This window comes from Pseudomonas entomophila (assembly GCF_029478665.1).
In the GTDB taxonomy this organism is placed as follows: domain Bacteria; phylum Pseudomonadota; class Gammaproteobacteria; order Pseudomonadales; family Pseudomonadaceae; genus Aquipseudomonas; species Aquipseudomonas entomophila_F.
In genome coordinates, this window is sequence record NZ_JARPQB010000001.1 from 171,986 (window position 1) to 190,190 (window position 18,205).

Consider the following 18,205-nt stretch of genomic DNA (forward strand, 5'->3'; position numbering starts at 1 on the left):
TGTGTCGCTGGCTGCTGTGGCCCGAGTGTGCGCCTCGGGCATTGCAGTAGGCCTTCAAGGCCATGTTGCAGTGGCAAGTCCATCTTGTTGTCGTTGTGGGGTACTCGCTTTCAATCTAGACGCTGGCAGGGCTTCGTGCCGCCCCAGAAGTGAACAGGCCGTCGGTCGGTTTGCAGTCCAACCCGCAGAGGCTTTGGTTTACTGGAAGGGCTGTTGCACGCGAGGCGGGGAGGTGCGGTATGCATCGGCTGGTGATCGAGGTGGATGGGCAGCTGTTGCAGTGCCTGGCGCGGGAAGCCCGGGCTCATCATCTGAGCCTGGAGGGTGAGTGCCTGCGCCGTCTGCAGGGCGCCGAGCCCCACTCGCGCTATGTGCAGGCGTTGCTGGCGGAGCTGCGTGCCGATGAAGAGCCGCTACGCGCCAGCCACAGTGATCAGACCGCCTGAATCACTTCTTCTTGTTACCTGCTGCGCAGCTGGCGGCATCGAAGGCCTGGTCCATGACCGGTTGATTGGTCTTGTAGACGGTAAAGCGGTAGACCAGTACTGCGCCCTTGGACATCAGCTGGCGGTAGCCATTGTTGCGGCAGACGCTATCGCCGAGCTGGCTGCGAACCTGCTGCGGGTTGGCGAGCATGCGTTCTGCATGGCTCTCGCGCACGCTCAGGTGATTGACCAGGGCCTTGCCCTTCTCGACGGTGTAACCCTGGTCGAGGATGTCTTCGTTGATGGCCCGTGGGGTACCGACGCTGCTTTCCTTGGCGACCTTCTCCAGCATCTGGGTCAGCTCGTATTCCTGCTTGGACGCCGCCTGGGCAGCCAGAGGCAGGGCGAGCAGCAGGCTCAGGGTCGGGGCAATAACACGCAGCATGGATCTCTCCTGGTTCGATGACTGGCGCTTTGACCTGCGCCGGCGGGCGGCGTTCCATGGAACCGCAGGGTTTCCCGGCCGCCAAAGCGTGTGATTATAAAGGAGCCCTCGGCACGCCTGCACGGCAAATGACACACCGTCTGGTAGACTGGGGCCTTGTTACCCGCCGAGTCGTACCCGTGTTCATCCTCTTTCAATACCCAGGTCTGCAGCCATGAGCCACGCGGTAGCGCGGCTGCGCGCCGAGCGCCTGGCGCGCAGCATCAAACCCTTTGTCGCCCGTGGTTCCCGGGCCGAGCGTTGCCCGGATTGCCGGGTGATCGCCACCCATTGCCTGTGCGCCTGGAAACCGCGGGTGCAGGCCGAGTCCGGCGTGTGCCTGCTGATGCATGACACCGAGCCGTTGAAACCGACCAATACCGGCTGGCTGATCGCCGACCTGATCGAGGATACCTCGGCCTTTGGTTGGCTACGCACGTCGGTGGACGAAGGGCTGCTCGCATTGCTGGAGCACCCCCAGTGGCAGCCGTATATTGTCTTTCCCGGCGAGTTCGTGGCCGAGGAACGGGTGGTCAACGAAGTCGTGCGCCAGCCGGGAAAACGGCCGTTGTTTATCCTGCTCGACGCCACCTGGACCGAAGCGCGCAAGATGTTCCGCAAGAGCCCCTACCTGGACCGTTTCCCGGTGCTGAGCCTGGAGGCCGAGCAGATGTCGCGCTATCGCCTGCGCCGCTCCAAGCGCGACGACCACTTCTGCACCGCGGAAGTGGCGGCCATGTGCCTGGACCTGGCCGGCGACAACCAGGCCTCCCAGGCCCTGGACGCCTACCTGGATGTGTTCAGCCTGCACTACCTCAGCGGCAAGCGCCGCCTGCCGCTGGACGAGCAGGACGAGGTGCATCGGCGTTTGCATACCTTCCTATAGTCCAAGGGGCAGGTGTGACGGATTGGTACATACTGTCCGGGCTGGCAGCCAGGGTAGGCGGGGACGACCGGGCAATTGGCTTGACCACCCGGGGCGTGCTCGGCATCCTTGGCGCCGCTTCAGGCATGACGAAGCTGCCGTTACCCCCGGACTTCGCCGTGCCATCCCGGCCGGCGGCCTTGCCGCTCGTGCCTTGAGTTGCCCGCCAGGCGTATTCCACACCCCCGTGCCTGGCACAGAACAGGATCCCTAGATCGATGGCCACATACGAAATCCTGATTGCCGATGACCACCCGCTGTTCCGTAGCGCACTGCGCCAGGCCGTTACCCTCGGCTTGGGCCCGGATGTGCGCCTGGTGGAGGTGGCGAGCATCGCCGAACTGGAAACCAGCCTGACCGAGAAAGCCGACTGGGACCTGGTCCTGCTGGACCTGAACATGCCCGGTGCCTACGGTTTCTCTGGCCTGGTCCTGTTGCGCGGGCAGTACCCGCAGATCCCGGTGGTGATGGTCTCGGCCCAGGAGGAGGCAGCGGTCGTGGTGAAGTCCCGCGAGTTCGGCGCCAGTGGTTTCATCCCCAAGTCCAGCGAGCTGAGCAAGATCCAGGAAGCGGTGCGCAACGTGCTCGACGGCGATGTCTGGTGGCCGCCGCAGGCGTTCGAAAAGGTCGATGTATCGGCCGAAGCCAAGGCCGCCAGCGAAGGCCTGGCAAGCCTCACGCCCCAGCAGTTCCGTGTGCTGACCATGGTTTGTGAAGGCCTGTTGAACAAGCAGATCGCCTACGAGTTGAATGTCTCGGAGGCGACCATCAAGGCCCATGTGACGGCGATCTTCCGCAAGCTGGGTGTGCGCACGCGAACCCAGGCGGCGTTGTTGCTGCAACAACTTGAATCGGTTTCGGGCAGCTAAGTGCCCGAACGTTCACGCTTTTTTGACTCGAACTGAACTAGCCTTCAGGCCTTTCAACGGTGAAGTGACGCACCCATGTCGCCATTCAAGGGCCAGACCGGCCTCAAACGCATCTTCAACGCCGCCGGCTACTCGCTGGATGGCCTGCGCACCGCCTTCAAGGGCGAGGCCGCCTTCCGCCAGCTGGTGCTGCTCAATGTACTGCTGATCCCGACGGCCTTCTGGTTGCCGGTCAGCCGCGTGGAGCGGGCCATCCTCATTGCCGTGTGCTTGCTGGGGCTGATCGTGGAGTTGTTGAACTCCGCCGTCGAGGCGGCCATCGACCGCATCTCCCTGGAGCGCCACCCCTTGTCGAAGAACGCCAAGGACATGGGCAGCGCCGCGCAACTGGTGGCAATGAGCATGGTGGCCGTGGTCTGGGGCGTGATCCTGCTGGGCTAGCGCTCAAGCGATCGGCGGCAGGACGATTTCGTCACTGCGCCCTACGCCTGCTGTGAAGCTGCGGCACAACTCAAGAAACTCGCGCATGGCCGAGGTCTGGTACTTCTGTTTGTGCCAGATGAAGTAGAACTGCCGCAACAGGTCCAGTGCCGGGGTTTCCACCGGCACCAGGCTGCCGCGTCGGAAGGCGTCACGCAGCGCCAGACGTGAGATGCAACCAATCCCCAAGCCAGACTCGACCGCGCGCTTGATCGCTTCGGTGTGCTCCAGCTCCAGGCGGATGTTCAGGTTGGCGCGGTGATGGCGCATGGCTTGGTCGAAGGTCAACCGGGTGCCTGATCCCTGTTCACGAAGAATCCACGCTTCATTGGCGAGTTGCTCTATGCCAGCTTGGCCGACCTTGGCCAATGGATGCTGCGGGGCGCAGAACACCACCAGTTCATCCTCCACCCAAGGCTGCACTTCGAGGTCGGGATGGTTGCAATCGCCTTCGATTAGACCCAGGTCAATTTCGTAGTGGGCAACCTGATGCACGATATGTGCGGTGTTCTGCACGTGCAGCTTGACCTGGCTTTCAGGGTGCACCTGCATGAAGCTGCCGATCAGCAGGGTGGCCAGGTAATTGCCGATGGTCAGGGTGGCGCCGACCGCCAGAGAGCCAAACCCCGACTTGCCGTTGAGCAAGTCCTCGATTTCCTTGGCTTGGTCGAGCAGGGCGACGGCCTGGGGCAGCAACTGATGGCCCAGGGCATTGAGGCTCAGGCGCTTGCCGGCGCGGTCGAACAATTGGCAGCTGGATTGCCGCTCCAGTTCGGTGATAGAGGTGCTGGCGGCCGATTGTGACAAGGCCAGCACGCCGGCGGCCCGGGACACGCTCTGGTGCTGGGCGACGGCGACGAAGACCTGGAGTTGACGGAGTGTGAATCGCATATCTATATAACCGATAACACATATCTTGATAATTCAGTTAACAGATATTGTCGCTGCCCCTAAACTATCGCGCAACTGCGCGTCTTGCGCGCGCCGCGTCTTTCTTCAGGAGCCCCTTAGATGAGCAACATGAACCACGAACGTGTCCTCAGTGTGCACCACTGGAACGACACCCTGTTCAGCTTCAAGTGCACCCGCGACCCGGGCCTGCGCTTCGAGAACGGTCAGTTCGTGATGATCGGCCTGCAGCAGGACAGCGGCCGTCCGCTCATGCGCGCCTATTCGATCGCCTCGCCGAACTGGGAAGAGCACCTGGAGTTCTTCAGCATCAAGGTGCCGGATGGCCCGCTGACCTCCCAGCTGCAGCACCTGAAGGAAGGCGACGAGATCATCATCAGCAAGAAGCCCACCGGTACCCTGGTGCTCGACGACCTGAACCCGGGCAAGCACCTGTACCTGCTGAGCACCGGCACTGGCCTGGCGCCGTTCATGAGCGTCATCCAGGATCCGGAAACCTACGAGCGCTTCGAGAAGGTGATCCTGGTCCACGGCGTGCGCTACGTGAACGAAGTCGCCTACCGCGAGTTCATCACCGAGCACCTGCCGCAGAACGAGTTCTTCGGCGAGTCCGTGCGTGACAAGCTGATCTACTACCCGACCGTGACCCGCGAACCCTTCGAGAACCAGGGTCGCCTGACCGACCTGATGCGCAGCGGCAAGCTGTTCAGCGACATCGGCCTGCCACCGATCAACCCGCAGGACGACCGTGCGATGATCTGCGGCAGCCCGAGCATGCTCGACGAGACCAGCGAAGTGCTCGACAGCTTCGGCCTGAAGATCTCCCCGCGCATGCGCGAGCCGGGTGACTACCTGATCGAGCGTGCGTTCGTCGAGAAGTAAGGCGAACTTCGGTAAACGCAAAAACGCAGGCGTGAGCCTGCGTTTTTTTATGCCTGCGAGATCGCGGTTGCCATACAGGGCCCTTGTAGGAGCCGGCTTGCCGGCGAAAGGGTTCAGCCTTCCCGGACCACTTCCAGCACCCGGATCCGATCCGGCTGCGGGTAATGCCACCTGATCTGCACATCCCAGAACTTCACCCCGTAAACCCGTTCTGCCGGTGGCACCTGGTAGGCGGGACGTGGGTCTTGCGCCAGGCACTGCTCGATCAGTTCCACCAACGGTTCTTGCAGGCGTTGTGCATGATCGCGGGCCTGGGGTAGAGCGCTCTCGCACCATTCGACGGCGATGGCCTCCGGTGCATCGTTGGCCATCAGGTTGCTCGCACCGGCAATACTGTCGGCATAGGGCACATAAGGTTTGATATCCAGTACGGGAGTACCGTCCAGCAGGTCGATACCCGATAGCAGCAAACGCCCGGGCTCGACGCCCTCAAGGCGTACCACCGACTGCCCGATGCCGTTGGGACGGTGGGTGGCCCGGGTGGCAAACACCCCCATGCTCTTGTTGCCCCCCAGGCGGGGTGGCCGTACTTTCAGCCGTGGCTTGTCCTCCAGCGCTTCATGGAAGAGGAACAGCAGCCAGACATGGCTGACCTGCTCCAGGCCCGCCACAGCATCGCCATTGTCGAACGGTGGCAACAGCTCCAGCACACCACGGGCAGCGGGCGCCAGCTGCGGTTGGCGCGGGATGGCGAACTTCTCCTTGAAGCAGGAGCGGACAATGCCGACCGGCGAGACCGTATGCTGCATCGCCCGTCAGCCGCGCACGCGAAGTGTCAGGCCCTTGAGGAAGTTGCGCAGCAACTGGTCGCCGCAGGGGCGGTAGTTGTCATGGCCGACCTTGCGGAACAGGGCGCTGAGCTCAGGTTTCGAGACCGGGAAGTTCACCGACTTGAGTACCGCGTGCAGGTCGTCTTCCTTCAATTCAAAAGCCACCCGCAGTTTCTTCAGCACGGTGTTGTTGGTCACTGGCACTTCGATGGGTTGCGGCGCACGGCTGTCGTCACGCCCGCGACGGTGGATCACCAGGCCGTCGAGAAAATGCGCCATGACTTTTTCCGGGCAGCGTACGAAGCCCGGTTCTTCTTCCTTCTTCACGTAGCCGGCGATGGCCTCGGCGGTGACCTCCAGGCCGGAGAGCTTGAGGATCTCGGCCATCTTCTGGTCGTTGGCCTTGAGCATGTAGCGCAGGCTGCGCAGTACATCGTTGTGGTTCATTGCAGCAAATCCTGTTCAGGTGCCGCGCCAGTCGGGGCGCGACGGTGAGGCTAGAAACGTTCGGTGGCGGCTAGATAGCGCCACTGCCCAGGCACAAGCTTGCCCATCGACACGCCGCCCAGGCGGATGCGGCGCATGGCCAGGACCTTCAGCCCAGCGGTCTCGCACAGTTGCTCGATCAGCCCCGGTTGCGGGTTCTTCAGGACCATGCGCAAGTGCTGTTCGTTCTGCCAGCTGGCCTTGGCCCGTGGCAGCTCCACGCCCTTGCGCTCGACGCCGCGGGCGAGACGCTCCAGTGCCCCGGGCTTGGCTTGGCCGCTGACCTGGACGATGTATTCCTGCTCCATGCGGCGCAGGTCGGCGTCGAGCTTGCGGGTTACCCGCCAGTCCTGGGTGAACAGCTGCAGGCCGGTGGCGCCGGGTAGCAGCGGAGCGACGCAAGCCTGGCGGGCAAAATGCCCGTGCAGCGGGCGCACGCCTTCGCGGTGCGCTTCACTGAGGCTGGCCATGGTCATGCTGGCCTGGGCGGCTGTCGTGTCCTGGCCCGCCTGCTGGTTGAGCAGGAGCGTCACAGGCTCCAGGGTTTCGGCGCGGGCGCCGGGCAACAGTTCGACGCGCTGGTCGGCGACCTTGAATTGCGGTTGCTCGATCACCACGCCGTCGACCGTGACCCAACCGCCTTCTATGTACAGTTCGGCCTCTCGGCGGGAGCAGCCAAGCTGTTCGATGAGGCGTTTGGAAAGGCGAATGGGTTCGGACATGGACACGGGTTTCACGAGGCAGGGAAAGTTTCCATTGTACCTGCCCGAGCAGGCCTGCGGCTGCAAATCGATGTCATTTCCGCCTTTTAGGAGAGGGGAGACGGTTTCGTTGGGAGAGGTCCTAGGGCGTTGTACGAACAAGCCTCATATGCAGTAGGGGATAGGGCTGCCCAAGGCCGTCTGTTTCCGAGCGCCCATACACCTCGAAGCCTTCATGCAGGTAGAAGCCCAAGGCCTGTGGGTTTTGCTCGTTGACGTCCAGTCGCTCGGCGTTGAGTTCGTTTACCGCATGCCGCAGCAAGCGCCGGCCGATGCCCTGGCCGCGGTAATCGGGCGCGACGAAGAGCATGTCGACGCGGCCGTTTGCCACACCGGCAAAACCGAGGATGCGCCGCCTGCTGTCCTTGCAGCAGACCAGCATCACGGCGTCGAGGTATTTGCAGAGCACGTGCTCGCGCAGCAGCACGATATAGCCATCCGGCAGGAAGTCGTGAGTGGCGCGGACCGAGGCCTCCCAGACCCGGACCAGCTCGGGGTAGTCGCTCAGGTGGGGCGTCTGCAGCGTGACGGTGCTCGACATCCGATGATCCTCTGGGCCATTGAGGAAAACATAGATGCAAAAAAATACCCCGCCAGTGGGCGGGGTATCTTCAGGTGGGCATCGTTCAGATGGGCTCGGCCCACATGTCGTATTCATCGGCATCGACGATGCGGCAACGGACCTTGTCGCCTGGTTTGAAGCCATGGTCGCCATCGATGAACACGCTGCCGTCGATCTCCGGCGCGTCGAAGAAGCTGCGGCCGACCGAGCCCTGCTCCTCGACTTCGTCGATCAGCACTTCGATCTCCTTGCCGATGCGCTGCTGCAGGCGAGCGGCACTGATCGCCTGCTGGTGGGCCATGAAGCGGTCCCAACGCGCCTGCTTGACGTCATCCGGCACTTCTTCCAGGCCCAGGTCGTTGGCCGGGGCGCCTTCGACCGGCGAATACTGGAAGCAACCGACGCGGTCGAGCTGGGCTTCGGTCAGCCAGTCGAGCAGGTACTGGAAGTCTTCCTCGGTCTCGCCGGGGAAACCGACGATGAAGGTCGAGCGGATCACCAGGTCCGGGCACTGTTCGCGCCAGTTCTTGATGCGCGCCAGGGTGCGGTCTTCGAAGGCCGGGCGCTTCATCGACTTGAGCACCTTGGGGCTGGCGTGCTGGAACGGGATGTCCAGGTACGGCAGGATCTTGCCCGCGGCCATCAGCGGGATCACGTCGTCGACGTTGGGGTACGGGTAGACATAGTGCAGGCGCACCCAGGCGCCCAGGCTGCTCAGGGCCTCGCACAGCTCGAGCATGCGGGTCTTGACCGGGCGACCGTTCCAGAAGTCGGTCTTGTACTTGACGTCGACACCGTAGGCGCTGGTGTCCTGGGAGATCACCAGGATCTCCTTGACGCCGGCCTTGACCAGGCGTTCAGCCTCGCTCAGCACTTCACCGACCGGGCGGCTGACCAGCTTGCCGCGCATCGACGGGATGATGCAGAAGCTGCAGCTGTGGTTGCAACCTTCGGAAATCTTCAGGTAGGCGTAGTGGCGCGGGGTCAGCTTGACGCCTTGGGGCGGCACCAGGTCGATCAGCGGGTTGTGGTCCTGGCGTGGGGGGACCACCTCGTGCACGGCGTTGACCACCTGCTCGTACTGCTGCGGGCCGGTGACCGACAGCACGCTCGGGTGCACGTCACGGATGCTGCCTTCCTCGACACCCATGCAGCCGGTGACGATGACCTTGCCGTTCTCCTTGATCGCCTCGCCGATCACTTCCAGCGACTCGGCCTTGGCGCTGTCGATGAAGCCGCAGGTGTTGACCACCACCACGTCGGCGTCTTCGTAGGTGGGCACGACTTCGTAGCCCTCCATGCGCAGCTGGGTCAGGATGCGTTCGGAATCGACCAGGGCCTTGGGGCAACCCAGGGAAACGAAGCCGACCTTCGGGGTGGCGGGAGTGGTGGACATGGCTAACCTCGGTATTGAATACAGGTCGCCCGGCCGGTAACGGGGGCGATCCTGGAGGGCGCTTTGGGCGCCTCTGATCAAAAAGTGCGCAATTCTAGCGAGCACAAGGTCGCTTTACCAGCAGAAAAGCGACGAACGCTGCGCTATGCTTCGCGCCGTTGCGTCCGGGTGGCTGGCATGCCCTGGCGCGGGTGAGGATTCTATTGGTCTGTTAGGGCCTTCTCGGGAGTGGTCGATGGTTCAGGCAAGCAGTCACGCCGAGGGCGGGCACGAAGGCAAGCAGGGGGCGGCGCGGTCGCTGGGCCTGCTCGTGGCAGCGGTCGGGGTGGTCTATGGCGATATCGGCACCAGCCCGTTGTACACCCTCAAAGAGGTCTTTACCGGTGGCTATGGCGTACAGGTCAACCACGACGGGGTGCTGGGCATCCTGTCGCTGATCCTGTGGTCGCTGCTGTGGGTGGTGTCGTTCAAATACGTGATGTTCATCCTGCGCGCCGACAACCAGGGCGAGGGCGGCACCATGGCGCTTACCGCGCTGGCGCGGCGGGCGACGGCGGAGTATCCGAAGCTGCGGGCGCTGATGGTTGGCTGCGGCCTGGTCGGCGCCTCGCTGTTCTACGGCGACAGCATGATCACCCCGGCGGTGTCGGTGCTGTCGGCGGTGGAGGGCATGGGCCTGGCCTTCGAGGGCATCGACCACTGGGTGGTACCGATCTCGCTGGTGGTGCTGGTGGCGCTGTTCCTGGTGCAGAAGCACGGCACCGAGAAGATCGGCAAGCTGTTCGGCCCGATCATGGTCACCTGGTTCGTGGTGCTGGGGGCGCTGGGTGTGCACGGCATCTCGCAGAGCCCGGAAGTGCTCAAGGCCTTCAATCCGGGCTGGGCGCTGAACTTCTTCATTGTCCACCCAGGCATGGGCGTGGCCATTCTTGGCGCGGTGGTGCTGGCGCTGACCGGTGCCGAGGCGCTGTACGCCGACATGGGCCACTTCGGCCGCAAGCCGATCGCCCGCGCCTGGTTCGCCCTGGTGCTGCCGGCCCTGGTGCTCAACTACTTTGGTCAGGGCGCGATCCTGCTGCAGAACCCGGAGGCCGCGCGCAACCCGTTCTACCTGCTGGCGCCGAGCTGGGCGTTGCTGCCGCTGGTCGGCTTGGCCACCATGGCCACGGTGATTGCTTCGCAAGCGGTTATCTCCGGGGCCTTCTCCCTGACTCGTCAAGCCATCCAGCTGGGCTATGTGCCGCGCATGCAGATCCAGCACACCTCCAGCGACGAGCAGGGGCAGATCTACATCGGCGCGGTGAACTGGACGCTGATGGTCGGCGTGGTGCTGCTGGTGATCGGCTTCGAATCCTCTGGCGCCCTGGCCGCCGCCTATGGCGTGGCGGTGACCGGCACCATGTTGATGACCACCATCCTGGTGTCGGCGGTCATGCTGCTGTTGTGGAAGTGGCCACCGGTGTTGGCGGTGCCGCTGCTGGTGGGCTTCCTGCTGGTCGACGGGCTGTTCTTCGCCGCCAACGTGCCGAAGATCGTCCAGGGCGGTGCCTTCCCGGTGCTGGCGGGGATCGTGCTGTTCGTGCTGATGAGCACCTGGAAACGCGGCAAGCAGATCCTCGTCGACCGCATCGACGAAGGCGCGCTACCGCTACCGGTGTTCATCAGCAGCATCCGGGTGCAGCCGCCGCACCGGGTCGAGGGCACGGCCGTGTTCCTCACCGCTCGGGCCGATGCCGTGCCACACGCGCTGCTGCACAACATGTTGCATAACCAGGTGCTGCACAGCCAGGTGGTGCTGCTGACGGTGGTCAGCGAGGATCGGCCGCGGGTGCCGGAGCATGAGCGTTTCGAGGTCGAAGCCTATGGTGACGGGTTCTTCCGGGTGCTGTTGCACTTCGGCTTCATGGACGAGCCGGATGTGCCGGCGGCGTTGAAACTGTGCCATCTGGACGATCTGGACTTCAGCCCGATGCGCACCACCTACTTCCTCAGCCGTGAGACGGTGATCGCATCGCGTCTTGAAGGGATGTCGCGGTGGCGGGGGAACCTGTTCGCGTTCCTGCTGAAGAACGCCAACGGCAACCTGAGGTTCTTCAATTTGCCATTGAACCGGGTGATCGAGTTGGGGACTCAGGTCGAGATTTGAGATCGGTTCGCCGGCAAGCCGGCTCCTACAGGTGCGAACCGGTATAAACAGAAGGGGCCGCTGATGCGGCCCCTTTGCATATCACTTCTCAGCGACGCTGGACTTCCCCTGGCGCGTCTCGATCTCGTCGATCAGGCGCTTGGCCAGTGCCGGATAGTTCTCGTCGAAGTGATGGCCGCCTGGCAGCTTCATGCGCTCGCCCACCGCAGTCTTGTCGGTGCAGCCGCTTTCGTCGGTTTCCTCCACACCATAGATGCACACCACCTTCGAAGCCGGCAGCTTGGCCATTTCCGGCCCGGTCGGGGCCTCCTGGCCTTCCTTGCCCAGCCAGCCCTCGACTTCGATCTCGAAGCTGCCGCTGCGGGCGAAGGCCAGCAGGATCACGGCGTCGATGCGCTTCTGGTCTTCCGCGGAGAGGCGGTTGTAGATGGCCGGCAGCACGTCGGCGCCGAACGAGTAGCCGGTCAGCACGAAGCGTTTGGTGCCCCATTTCTGGCGGTAGTGCTGCATCAGTTCGGACAGGTCGGCGGCGCTTTGCTCCGGGGTCTTGTGCTGCCAGTAGTAACGCAGCGTGTCGATGCCCACCACGGGGAAGCCGAGCTTGGCCATCTCGCCAGCCACATCCCGGTCCAGGTCGCGCCAGCCGCCGTCACCGGAGAGGAACAGGGTGACGGTGTCGGTAGTCTGGCCGGCCGGGACTTCCACCACCGGGATGGCCAGGGCGTTACCGTCCTGGCCGACCAGGGCCTGGGTCAGTTGGGCCTTGAGCACCTGCGGCAGGTGGATGTCGTAGTCGGCGATGCTGGTTTCGGCGTTGGCCTGGTCACGCACGAAGGCGGCGCTGGCGTCGTCCGGGTTGTCGTTCCAGGCCACGTTCCAGTGGCCATGGGCGGCGGCTTTGGGCAGGGCGGCCTGGCAGCCCGGTTGCTCGACGGTGAAATCCACCGAGATGGCGCGTGCCTTGTCGTCGCTCTGTGCGGCCAGCCAGCGCCAGGCCTGGGCGGCGCCTGGGCCGATGCCGGCGACCAGGGTGGGTTTGTCGGCCAGCTGGGTGATGGCCTCGTCCATGGCGGCTTGCTGTTTTGTACAGTCGGCCGGAGGCAGGATCACCTGCACCAGTTGGGCTTCACCGGCCTGGCTCAGGTCGAGCAGCTGTTTGTCGCTCAAGGCCTGCTCCTGGGGCACGCCGATGGCGACCCGGGCCTTGGCATGTACGCCAGGTGTGGCACGGGTCAAGCTGCTGCCGTCCTTCAGGGTCAACTGCTCCAGGCGAACCTCGGGCGCCGGGCGGGTCCACAGCCAGAAGGCCGTGCCACCGGCCAGGGCGGCCAGGACGAGTGGAATCAGTACATACAACCAATAGCGTCGGATCATCAACGTTTCACCAATCCAGTCAGGCCACCAGCAATCAGGGCGGCGGTATCGGCCAGTGCCACCAGCGGGTCCAGCCCGGCCGGCACTGCCATGTAGCGGGGTTCCCAGTCCGGCTGGAACTTGTCCTTGAAGCGCCGCAGGCCCTGGAAGTTGTAGAGCTGCTCGCCGCGCTGGAACACCATCGAGCCCAGGCGCTGGGTCAAGGGTGCGCCGCGGCGTGGCTGCAAGCCGGAAAGGGGGACCATCCCCAGGCTGAAACGGCCATAGTCATGGCTCTTGTAGTGAAGGATCAGGCCAACCATCATGAATTCCATGGTCAGCTTCGGCGCTTCCGGATGGGCGCGCATCAGGTCCAGGCTGGCCAGCTCGTTGCTGTGGGTCTCCAGCAGGTTGGCGAAGGCCACCGGGCGGCCCTGGAAGCGGATCAACGCGATGCGGAAGTGCTGCAGGTACTCGGGGCTGAAACGGCCGAGGGAGAAGCCCTTCTCGCGCACGTTCTTGCCGGTGAGCCAGGCATCGGAAATCTCCTTGAGTTCCGCCAGCGGCGCATGGCCGGGCTCGTGGATTTCCAGGCTCAGGCCGTCGCGACCACCTCGGTTCCAGGTGTAGCGCAGGTCCTTCATCTCCTTGCCCTTGGCGTCGATGTCGAAGCGGCGCAGGTCGACCCGCGCCTCCTCGCCCAGTTTGATCGCGGTCAGGCCGATGTCCATGTAGAACGGCAGGTTCTCCGCGCGCACCTGGTAGAACACCGGGCGGGCGTGATGCAGGTCGCACAGGTCGCGGAACTGCCAGATCATCTCGGCGCGTTCCTGGGCCGGGCCGATCGGGTCGTACAGCGCCACCAGGCTGCGGCCACGGCGGGCGTACATGAGGAAGGCGTTGTCGCTGGGGTGGAACAGCAGCGCCTTGTCGCCGGTCAGGGCCAGGCCGCCGTCGGGCTGGTCGGAGGCCAGCAAGACGCGGTTGGCCCGTTGCAGCTCTTCTTCGTTGGGCAGGTGGATTACCGGCCGGGCGGTGCGCAGCAGCCAGGTGAGCGAGACGATCACCAGCAGCACGGCGCTGCCCAGCGCGGCGCGCAAGCCGCGAGGCGCATCGGCGTCCAGCGTGAACTGCCACCACAGCTTGTGGGTGTAGGGCACGTCCTGGTAGGCGAACAGCAGCAGCCATACCGAAGCACCGACCACGCAGGCACTGGCCACCAGGTATACCGGCGAGAAGGGCAATTCCAGCAGGCGGCTTGGGCGGTAGAACGAGCGGCGGAACAGCGCCAGCAGGGCGGCGGTGAAGCACATCAGCGAGGCTTCTTCCCAGTCGAAGCCCTTCAGCAGCGACAGCACGGCGCCGACCAGCAGCAACACGGTGGTCAGCAGCCAGGCGGCCGACAGGCGCCGACGCAGGCCTTGGGCGAGCAGCAGGCAAAGCACCCCGATCAGGCTGGCGCCGAAGTGCGAGGCGTCGATCAGGCGGTGTGGAATGAGGAAGCCCATGTGTTCCAGGCGGCTGTCGATCTCTGGCGTGGCGCCGGAGAACAACAGCACCACGCCGGAGAGAAACACCAGGATCGCCAGTACCGGGGCGGCCAGGCCGGAGGCGGCGCGGATCGCTTGCTGGGCGAACAGCAGGCGGCGGGCTTCGTTGGCCAGCAGCAGCACGCAAGCTACCAATAGCGGCAGGACCACATAGATCAGGCGGTATAGCAACAGCGCCGCAGCCAGTGGTGCGGCGCCCAGTTGGTTGGCGAAGGCGGCCAGCAGGATCGCCTCGAACACCCCGACGCCGCCCGGCACGTGGCTGAGCACGCCGGCTGCGAGGGCGAGCAGGTAGACCAGCACGAAGGCCCCAAAGGGCGGTGCTTCCGGTAGCAGCATGTAAAGCACGGTGGCTGCGGCGGCAACATCCAGTGCGGTGATCAGCAGTTGCAATGCCGTGAGGCGACCGTTGGGCAGGCGCAGCGTACGGCGACCGAATTGCACCAGCAGGCTGTGCGCCAAGGGTTGTTCGGGCAGGCGACGGCGATACAGGCCAATGACCAGGGCTATGGTTGCGACCAGGACGGCCACGGCGATCCCACCGAGCAACGGTGCGGGCAAGCGCAATGCGCTGGCTGCCGCCGACAGGTCGCTCAGGGTGGCCAGCGCGGCCAGGGGGGGCAATGCACAACCCAGCGACAGGCTGGCGAACACCGTCATGCGGGCGACTTCCGCGGCGCCCAACCCTTGGCGGGCGTACAACCGGTAGCGCACCGAACCGCCCGAGAGCATCGACAGGCCGATGGCGTTACCGATGGCGAACGCGCTGAAACCACCCAGGACCAGCGTACGCGCCGGCAGTTGCACGGCGGCGTAGCGGCTGGCGGACCATTCATAACCCAGCAAAATCACGAAGCCGACCAGGGTGGCCAGCAATGCCCCTGCCAGCGAGTGAGTCGGCACGCTGAGCATGGCGTCGTGCAACGCATAGATGTCCAGTTCGCTCAGCAGATGACGACAGGCGATCAGGCCCATGGCGAACAACAGCAGGGTCACCGCCAGCCCGAGTGGCTGGCGATACTTGCTCAGGCGCTCCAGCCAGGGCAAGCGATGGGCAGCCGTCGGCAAGGCCGCAGTCAGCGGTGCCTGGGTGTCGGGAGTGGGGGCGGTCATGGATTACCCCGTGCGGTCAGCGCGAGGTGCGGGCAAGGTACGGCCAAGTGAAAGTCCCTTTGGAAAACGTGTCCAGATATTACTCCGGGCCGTGTCGTTAATCTGTTTCAGGATAGTTAAAGATAGTTCATTCAGCTGCGCGGAAGGTGGCGCAACACCCTGCGAGCCGGGGCTGGCGAAGATAGCGCCTGGGCAGCGCGAGGAAAAGAGGGTAGGGCAGATGCAACAAGCCCCGCGCTATCTTTCGATAGGCGGGGCTTGTTCTGACGAATATGGTTGCGGGAGCCGGATTTGAACCGACGACCTTCGGGTTATGAGCCCGACGAGCTACCAGGCTGCTCCATCCCGCGTCAGAGGTGCGCATTCTACGGGCTTTCGATGGGATGTCAAACGTTAATCTTTGATTCAGCTTAGTTTTTTCGAAAAGCTTTTGAGAGGCAATAAAAAAGGCCACTGTCGAAACAGTGGCCTTTTTCTGAATCTGGTTGCGGGAGCCGGATTTGAACCGACGACCTTCGGGTTATGAGCCCGACGAGCTACCAGGCTGCTCCATCCCGCGTCAGAAGCCCGTATATTACGGTTTTTCGATGGAATGTCAAACGTTAATCTTTGATTCGGCGAAGTTTTTCTAGAGAAACTTTTGAGAGGCAATAAAAAAGGCCACTGTCGAAACAGTGGCCTTTTCTTGAATCTGGTTGCGGGAGCCGGATTTGAACCGACGACCTTCGGGTTATGAGCCCGACGAGCTACCAGGCTGCTCCATCCCGCGCCTGTGAGATCGAATTCTACGGATTTGTTTCCCTGTGTCAAGCGTTAATTTCAGAAAAACCGTTTTCGTTCAAACCCTTAGCGCTTTGAATCGGCCTGCGGGCCAGCCCGGGCGGGGCTTTCAGGCCGATTGTCGCTTGCGGGCTGTCTCGTGGGGTGGCGGCTAGGGTAACATCTGTATGAATTTACAGTACTGGCTGTCGTCCATGTCCCTGCGCAAGATCATTCATATCGACTGTGACTGTTTTTACGCCGCCATCGAAATGCGCGACGACCCGCGCCTGGCCGGTCGGCCGATGGCGGTGGGCGGGCAGCCGGGGCAGCGCGGGGTGATTGCCACCTGCAATTACGAGGCGCGGGCCTATGGCGTACGCTCGGCGATGGCGTCCGGACATGCCTTGAAGCTTTGCCCCGACCTGGAGATCGTCAAGCCGCGCTTCGAGGCCTACCGCGAAGCCTCGCGGGAAATTCACACGATTTTCCGGGACTACACTGATCTGATCGAGCCTTTGTCGTTGGACGAAGCCTATCTGGATGTCACCGACAGCCAGTGGTTCGCCGGCAGCGCCACGCGTATTGCCGAAGACATCCGTCGACGGGTGGCCCAGCAACTGCACATCACGGTTTCCGCTGGCGTGGCGCCGAACAAGTTCCTGGCCAAGATTGCCAGTGACTGGCGCAAGCCCGACGGCCTGTTCGTCATTACCCCGGATCAGGTCGAGGAGTTCGTTGCGCAGTTGCCGGTTGCGCGGTTGCATGGGGTCGGCAAGGTAACAGCGGACAAGCTCGCACGGCTGGGGATCGACACTTGCCTGTCGTTGCGCGACTGGCCGAGGCTGGCGCTGGTTCGCGAGTTCGGCAGTTTTGGCGAGCGGCTATGGGGCCTGGCGCGAGGGGTTGACGAGCGTGCGGTGCAGAACGACAGCCGGCGGCAATCGGTCAGTGTCGAAAATACCTACGACCATGACCTGCCCGACCTGAACAGTTGCCTTGAGAAGCTGCCAGACCTGCTTTCCAGCCTGAACGAGCGAATCGCGCGCATGGACAGCAGCTATCGGCCCGACAAACCCTTCGTCAAGGTCAAGTTTCATGATTTCAGCCAGACCACGATGGAGCAGGCGGGGGCGGGGAGGGATCTGGAGAGTTACCGGCAGTTGCTCAGCCAGGCATTTGCCCGTGGTGGCAAGCCGGTGCGTTTGTTAGGGGTGGGTGTGAGGTTGCGTGATCTGCGCGGGGCGCATGAGCAACTGGAGTTGTTCGGGGACATATAAAAGAAGGGGCTGCAAAGCAGCCCCTTCTCGTTGTTATTGCGCGCCTGGGTCGGCAACCAATCGCCCGGTCGCCTTGGTCAAGGACTGCACGAACTCCTGTTGCAGCTCCGGATCGTTGCGGGTCAGCTCGATCAGGCTCTGCTCCAGTTCGCTGGCCTCTTCCTCCAGGCCCAGCTCCGAAAGGCGCTTGACTCGGTGAACCCATTGGCCGACATCGTCGTCCTCCAAGTCGTCGAAGATCAGGTCGTGGGCTTCGAGCAACTTGTTGCGCAGAGTGCCGCTGACCAGCAGGCTGGCATCGCCGCGCACGCCGTTTTCTTCATCGACCACCTGCAGGTGCAGGGTGCCGATGTGGTTGAGGTTCTGCTCGGAGAATGGGCTGTCCAGCAGGTTCAGGCGCAGCACGCCGTTCCTGTCGGTGGTCAGCTCATGGCTCAGCTTGCCGGCCTTCACTTCGACCAGGCGCTCGCTCCAGGGCAGGTTGACCAGTTCCTCGCGCTTGCCCTTCTCGACTTCGCTGATGCCCGCCAGGTTCTGCTGGGCGCGACCGTTGGATGGCGCGTTCATGAACGGGTTGATCCCGGCCACGCCATAGCTCAGCCAGTCATGGGTGACGCTATCCGGCAGGTTGCCCAGGGCAAACACATTGACCACGTTGGCACCGATGCCGGCAACCACCGCCACCGCACCCAGCGGGATCTCGTAGATCTCCCGCCAGGGCTGGTAGGGCGTGTAGCGGTCGTAACGGCGGGTCACCTCGAACTCGGTGACCTCGAAGCGCTTCTGTTCATGAATGCGCACGCGCCGCTGCGGAAGCTCCATCACCTTGGGCTCACCGACATCGATTTGCAGGCTGTGTTCGAGCAGTTTGCGCTCGACACGCTCCTCGTGGTCGCTGCGCTGGGACATCTGGTTGGCGCAGCCGCCGAGGAGCAGGGCGCCGCACAATGCGGCGCCCCCCAGGGTGTAGGTACTTCGCTTGGACATGTTCACTC

At 63.5% G+C, this 18,205-nt stretch carries 17 protein-coding genes and 3 tRNA genes; 7 read left to right on the forward strand and 13 right to left on the reverse strand.

Features of this window, described 5'->3' with window-relative positions:
• The first annotated feature begins 239 nt into the window (after nucleotides 1-239).
• Nucleotides 240-446, forward strand: coding sequence for a hypothetical protein (locus P5705_RS00850; protein WP_213657948.1), 207 nt, complete (start codon nucleotides 240-242; stop codon nucleotides 444-446).
• Between the two features lies 1 nt (nucleotide 447).
• Here the strand turns inward: P5705_RS00850 and P5705_RS00855 are convergent, their stop codons facing one another.
• A complete protein-coding gene (locus tag P5705_RS00855; protein WP_240063787.1) occupies nucleotides 448-870 on the reverse strand; it encodes a quorum-sensing-regulated virulence factor family protein in 423 nt (140 codons plus the stop codon).
• 214 nt (nucleotides 871-1,084) lie between these two features.
• Here P5705_RS00855 and P5705_RS00860 point away from each other — a divergent pair, with 214 nt between their 5' ends.
• The 3 genes from P5705_RS00860 to P5705_RS00870 all read left to right on the forward strand — a co-directional run bounded on the left by P5705_RS00860 (nucleotide 1,085) and on the right by P5705_RS00870 (nucleotide 3,144).
• Nucleotides 1,085-1,795, forward strand: coding sequence for a tRNA-uridine aminocarboxypropyltransferase (locus P5705_RS00860; protein ID WP_277459041.1), 711 nt, complete (start codon nucleotides 1,085-1,087; stop codon nucleotides 1,793-1,795).
• A gap of 257 nt (nucleotides 1,796-2,052) precedes the next feature.
• Nucleotides 2,053-2,703, forward strand: coding sequence for a response regulator transcription factor ErdR (gene erdR / locus P5705_RS00865; RefSeq protein ID WP_213657945.1), 651 nt, complete (start codon nucleotides 2,053-2,055; stop codon nucleotides 2,701-2,703).
• Nucleotides 2,704-2,778: 75 nt separating this feature from the next.
• Nucleotides 2,779-3,144 (forward strand): diacylglycerol kinase, encoded by a 366-nt coding sequence (locus P5705_RS00870; RefSeq protein WP_011535182.1) that lies wholly within the window; start codon nucleotides 2,779-2,781, stop codon nucleotides 3,142-3,144.
• A gap of 3 nt (nucleotides 3,145-3,147) precedes the next feature.
• Here P5705_RS00870 and finR read toward each other — a convergent pair whose 3' ends face one another.
• Nucleotides 3,148-4,074, reverse strand: a complete 927-nt coding sequence (finR, locus tag P5705_RS00875; RefSeq protein ID WP_277459043.1) for a LysR family transcriptional regulator FinR — start codon at nucleotides 4,072-4,074, stop codon at nucleotides 3,148-3,150.
• 120 nt (nucleotides 4,075-4,194) lie between these two features.
• Between finR and fpr the strand changes: the two genes are divergently transcribed.
• Nucleotides 4,195-4,974, forward strand: a complete 780-nt coding sequence (gene fpr / locus P5705_RS00880) for a ferredoxin-NADP reductase (RefSeq protein ID WP_011535180.1) — start codon at nucleotides 4,195-4,197, stop codon at nucleotides 4,972-4,974.
• Between the two features lie 113 nt (nucleotides 4,975-5,087).
• On the opposite strand, the gene tsaA is transcribed toward fpr, so the two are convergent.
• The 5 genes from tsaA to rimO form a co-directional block, all read right to left on the reverse strand.
• Complete coding sequence (tsaA, locus tag P5705_RS00885; protein WP_277459045.1) at nucleotides 5,088-5,783, reverse strand: tRNA (N6-threonylcarbamoyladenosine(37)-N6)-methyltransferase TrmO; 696 nt, start codon at nucleotides 5,781-5,783, stop codon at nucleotides 5,088-5,090.
• A 6-nt stretch (nucleotides 5,784-5,789) separates the two neighbouring features.
• The gene (locus P5705_RS00890; protein WP_277459046.1) at nucleotides 5,790-6,251 is read right to left on the reverse strand and encodes a DUF1456 family protein; all 462 of its coding nucleotides are present in this window, start codon (nucleotides 6,249-6,251) and stop codon (nucleotides 5,790-5,792) included.
• A 50-nt stretch (nucleotides 6,252-6,301) separates the two neighbouring features.
• Entirely contained in the window at nucleotides 6,302-7,012 is a 711-nt protein-coding gene (locus tag P5705_RS00895) for an rRNA pseudouridine synthase (RefSeq protein WP_277459047.1), read from the reverse strand.
• 121 nt (nucleotides 7,013-7,133) lie between these two features.
• On the reverse strand, nucleotides 7,134-7,592 hold the full coding sequence (locus P5705_RS00900; protein ID WP_277459049.1) for a GNAT family N-acetyltransferase: 459 nt from the start codon (nucleotides 7,590-7,592) through the stop codon (nucleotides 7,134-7,136).
• 85 nt (nucleotides 7,593-7,677) lie between these two features.
• Nucleotides 7,678-9,009: a 30S ribosomal protein S12 methylthiotransferase RimO gene (gene rimO / locus P5705_RS00905; protein WP_248917017.1), complete on the reverse strand. Its 1,332-nt coding sequence runs from the start codon at nucleotides 9,007-9,009 to the stop codon at nucleotides 7,678-7,680.
• 235 nt (nucleotides 9,010-9,244) lie between these two features.
• On the opposite strand from rimO, the gene P5705_RS00910 reads away from it, so the two are divergent.
• A complete protein-coding gene (locus tag P5705_RS00910; RefSeq protein WP_213657938.1) occupies nucleotides 9,245-11,155 on the forward strand; it encodes a potassium transporter Kup in 1,911 nt (636 codons plus the stop codon).
• Nucleotides 11,156-11,236: 81 nt separating this feature from the next.
• Here P5705_RS00910 and P5705_RS00915 read toward each other — a convergent pair whose 3' ends face one another.
• From P5705_RS00915 to P5705_RS00935, 5 genes are all read right to left on the reverse strand, one after another.
• Nucleotides 11,237-12,529: a virulence factor family protein gene (locus P5705_RS00915; RefSeq protein WP_277459051.1), complete on the reverse strand. Its 1,293-nt coding sequence runs from the start codon at nucleotides 12,527-12,529 to the stop codon at nucleotides 11,237-11,239.
• Nucleotides 12,529-15,171, reverse strand: coding sequence for a bifunctional lysylphosphatidylglycerol flippase/synthetase MprF (mprF, locus tag P5705_RS00920; protein ID WP_277459052.1), 2,643 nt, complete (start codon nucleotides 15,169-15,171; stop codon nucleotides 12,529-12,531). The genes P5705_RS00915 and mprF overlap by 1 nt, the downstream gene beginning before the upstream one ends.
• Nucleotides 15,172-15,444: 273 nt before the next feature.
• Nucleotides 15,445-15,521, reverse strand: a tRNA-Met gene (locus tag P5705_RS00925).
• 132 nt (nucleotides 15,522-15,653) lie between these two features.
• A tRNA-Met gene (locus P5705_RS00930) sits at nucleotides 15,654-15,730 on the reverse strand.
• A gap of 133 nt (nucleotides 15,731-15,863) precedes the next feature.
• Nucleotides 15,864-15,940, reverse strand: a tRNA-Met gene (locus P5705_RS00935).
• 211 nt (nucleotides 15,941-16,151) lie between these two features.
• Here P5705_RS00935 and dinB point away from each other — a divergent pair.
• Nucleotides 16,152-17,210: a DNA polymerase IV gene (gene dinB / locus P5705_RS00940; RefSeq protein ID WP_277459198.1), complete on the forward strand. Its 1,059-nt coding sequence runs from the start codon at nucleotides 16,152-16,154 to the stop codon at nucleotides 17,208-17,210.
• A 33-nt stretch (nucleotides 17,211-17,243) separates the two neighbouring features.
• Here the strand turns inward: dinB and P5705_RS00945 are convergent, their stop codons facing one another.
• Nucleotides 17,244-18,197, reverse strand: coding sequence for a hypothetical protein (locus P5705_RS00945; RefSeq protein ID WP_277459053.1), 954 nt, complete (start codon nucleotides 18,195-18,197; stop codon nucleotides 17,244-17,246).
• Nucleotides 18,198-18,205: the final 8 nt, after the last annotated feature.

Coding starts and splice junctions, on each gene's coding strand:
- P5705_RS00850 (WP_213657948.1), top strand. CDS start 240: ATGCATCGGCTGGTGATCGAGGTGGATGGGCAGCTGTTGCAGTGCCTG.
- P5705_RS00855 (WP_240063787.1), bottom strand. CDS start 870: ATGCTGCGTGTTATTGCCCCGACCCTGAGCCTGCTGCTCGCCCTGCCT.
- P5705_RS00860 (WP_277459041.1), top strand. CDS start 1,085: ATGAGCCACGCGGTAGCGCGGCTGCGCGCCGAGCGCCTGGCGCGCAGC.
- erdR (WP_213657945.1), top strand. CDS start 2,053: ATGGCCACATACGAAATCCTGATTGCCGATGACCACCCGCTGTTCCGT.
- P5705_RS00870 (WP_011535182.1), top strand. CDS start 2,779: ATGTCGCCATTCAAGGGCCAGACCGGCCTCAAACGCATCTTCAACGCC.
- finR (WP_277459043.1), bottom strand. CDS start 4,074: ATGCGATTCACACTCCGTCAACTCCAGGTCTTCGTCGCCGTCGCCCAG.
- fpr (WP_011535180.1), top strand. CDS start 4,195: ATGAGCAACATGAACCACGAACGTGTCCTCAGTGTGCACCACTGGAAC.
- tsaA (WP_277459045.1), bottom strand. CDS start 5,783: ATGCAGCATACGGTCTCGCCGGTCGGCATTGTCCGCTCCTGCTTCAAG.
- P5705_RS00890 (WP_277459046.1), bottom strand. CDS start 6,251: ATGAACCACAACGATGTACTGCGCAGCCTGCGCTACATGCTCAAGGCC.
- P5705_RS00895 (WP_277459047.1), bottom strand. CDS start 7,012: ATGTCCGAACCCATTCGCCTTTCCAAACGCCTCATCGAACAGCTTGGC.
- P5705_RS00900 (WP_277459049.1), bottom strand. CDS start 7,592: ATGTCGAGCACCGTCACGCTGCAGACGCCCCACCTGAGCGACTACCCC.
- rimO (WP_248917017.1), bottom strand. CDS start 9,009: ATGTCCACCACTCCCGCCACCCCGAAGGTCGGCTTCGTTTCCCTGGGT.
- P5705_RS00910 (WP_213657938.1), top strand. CDS start 9,245: ATGGTTCAGGCAAGCAGTCACGCCGAGGGCGGGCACGAAGGCAAGCAG.
- P5705_RS00915 (WP_277459051.1), bottom strand. CDS start 12,529: ATGATCCGACGCTATTGGTTGTATGTACTGATTCCACTCGTCCTGGCC.
- mprF (WP_277459052.1), bottom strand. CDS start 15,171: ATGACCGCCCCCACTCCCGACACCCAGGCACCGCTGACTGCGGCCTTG.
- P5705_RS00945 (WP_277459053.1), bottom strand. CDS start 18,197: ATGTCCAAGCGAAGTACCTACACCCTGGGGGGCGCCGCATTGTGCGGC.